General features: G+C 66.4%; 1 protein-coding gene and 1 pseudogene. Both read left to right on the top strand.

Annotation, left to right across the window (positions count from 1 at the left end; genetic code table 11):
- The first annotated feature begins 270 nt into the window (after positions 1–270).
- Positions 271–1,704, top strand: a complete 1,434-nt coding sequence (locus tag RT2_RS24885) for an Ig-like domain-containing protein (protein ID WP_072847481.1) — start codon at positions 271–273, stop codon at positions 1,702–1,704.
- Positions 1,705–1,836: 132 nt separating this feature from the next.
- Positions 1,837–2,428 (top strand): annotated as a pseudogene (locus tag RT2_RS24880) (Ig-like domain-containing protein); the annotation flags it as partial.

The following is a 2,428-nucleotide window of genomic DNA, read 5'->3' as shown; positions in this document are numbered from 1 at the left end:
AAACCAAAGTCAAAAATTACCGGCTGGCAACAGATGTAAACCGCGCGTAGCGGTCAACTGCGGTCAGGGTGTGCGTGCATGCATAGCGCCAGTTCAGGACCTGTCTTGCCGGTGCAAGAAAATGGAAGCCGGCGGCGTTGGGTTAAAACAAAATGGCCACGGCCCAGTTTTCATCCCGTGATCTTCCTGTGACGAGCGGCCGGTTGCGTTACCCTGGGCCCGAATCCAAAAAGTTGGACGGTCGTCTTGGACTGTCGTCGAGAGGAATGTATGACTCACGAAAACACGCGCCGGGTGATCGGTGGCCTCAGCGCAGTGGCCATCGCCGCCGGGTTCGCGGTCACCGCCGGTGTCGGCATGGCTGGTGCGGCGCCGAGTTCGGTGTCCTGGGCCGACGGCAACAGCAACTTCACCCGGACCGTCAGCAACACGACGCCGGTCGAGGGCGAGATCGTCACGACCTCGATGAAGTTCATGCGGAAGGCTCTCACCGTCGTTGAGTACGTCCAGGCGGTCAAGGACTTCCATCCCGCGTGCATGACGTACGTGGACGGCTCGGCGAAGGTCGACGGCTCTCCGCGTGGGCTCGAGAGCCAGGGCGCGGACTTCGTGAGGGTCACGGGCGATTGGTCGGTGTACCCGAACATCGAGCCGAAGTCGCGGACGTTCGAGTTCTCGTACAAGGTCGGCGCGAACTGTGATCGTGACGTCGCGATGAACACGTGGACGGACTACTCCGGGTCGTTGGGTTCGGGTAGCTACCCGAACAAGGGCACGACCGTGACGGTGAGCAAGAACGTCACCACGACGGCGCTCGCCGCAGTGCCTGCGGGCGTCCAGGTGGGCCAGGCCGTGCCGCTGACGGCGACCGTGACCGGCGGTGCAGCGGGCAACAACGTCGAGTTCTTCGACGGTGCGACCAAGATCGGCCAGGGTGCACTCGACGCTGCCGGCGTCGCGACTCTGACGTGGACGCCCGCCGAGCGCGGCGCCCATTCGCTGTCCGCGAAGTTCGGGGCAACCGCCAAGGCTCAGGGTTCGCAGTCGGCCCAGCAGAACATCCAGGTCGCGCAGTCCGACGCCGTCTCGTCGACCACGCTTGCCCCCATCACCGACGCCCAGGTCGGGCGGTCGAGCACCCTGAAGGCCACCGTTTCCCCGGCCGGTGCCGGTGGCAACGTCGTGTTCAAGGACGGCGCCGCGACGCTGGCCGAGGTTCCTGTCGGCGCCAACGGCGAGGCTGTGTACTCGTGGGTGCCGGCCACCCCGGGTGCCCACGCGATCACCGCGACGTTCTCCGGACGCACCGGTGTCACCGGCTCGAACACCTCCGCCAACGTGACCGTGGCGGCGCAGCCGGCCGAGAACTCCAGCTCGACCACCGTGCTCACCGTCGGTGAGAACCTGAAGGTCGGCCAGGCGTCGAGCGTGTCCGCGAAGGTCACCCCCGGCAACGCCGGCGGCTCTGTCACCTTCAAGGAGAACGGTGTCGTGATCGGCACCGCCAACGTCGACGCGAACGGCCAGGCGAGCATCGCGTGGACGCCTGCCGTCGCCGGTCAGCGCAGCATCGCGGCCGAGTTCTCCGGTGTCGGCACCGTCAACGCATCCGCTGACAGCGTCTCCGTGGCGGTGGCCGAGGGCAACCCCGGCGGCGAGAACGGCGGCGGCACCGGCAGCCTCGGTTCGCTCTTCGGCAGCTAGGCACAGCACCACACAACTGATCAGGGCCTCGGGTCCCTCGCGGCCACCGTGCGGCGGGGGACCCGAGGCCCGACTTTTCGGGCCACATTCGATTTCCGGCGGCCGTCCCGGTCCGTCGTCTGAGAGGAAACCATGTCTGTAGGAAACACCCGCCGGGTGATCGGTGGTGTGAGCGCGTTCGCGGTGGCGGCCGGGTTCGCGGTCACCGCCGGCGTCGGGATGGCTGGTGCGGCGCCGAGTTCGGTGTCCTGGGCCGACGGCAACAGCAACTTCACCCGGACCGTCAGCAACACGACGCCGGTCGAGGGCGAGATCGTCACGACCTCGATGAAGTTCATGCGGAAGGCTCTCACCGTCGTTGAGTACGTCCAGGCGGTCAAGGACTTCCATCCCGCGTGCATGACGTACGTGGACGGCTCGGCGAAGGTCGACGGCTCTCCGCGTGGGCTCGAGAGCCAGGGTGCGGACTTCGTGAGGGTCACGGGCGATTGGTCGGTGTACCCGAACATCGAGCCGAAGTCGCGGACGTTCGAGTTCTCGTACAAGGTCGGCGCGAACTGTGATCGTGACGTCGCGATGAACACGTGGACGGACTACTCCGGGTCGCTGGGTTCGGGTAGCTACCCGAACAAGGGCACGACCGTGACGGTGAGCAAGAACGTCACCACGACGGTGTTGGCCGCGGTGCCGGCGGGTGTGAGGGTGGGGCAGTCGGTTTCCGTTT

This window comes from Rhodococcus tukisamuensis NBRC 100609, from assembly GCF_001894985.1.
GTDB lineage: Bacteria > Actinomycetota > Actinomycetes > Mycobacteriales > Mycobacteriaceae > Rhodococcus_G > Rhodococcus_G tukisamuensis.
This window is presented reverse-complemented; position numbering and strand designations above follow the sequence as displayed.

Coding starts and splice junctions, on each gene's coding strand:
- RT2_RS24885 (WP_072847481.1), top strand. CDS start 271: ATGACTCACGAAAACACGCGCCGGGTGATCGGTGGCCTCAGCGCAGTG.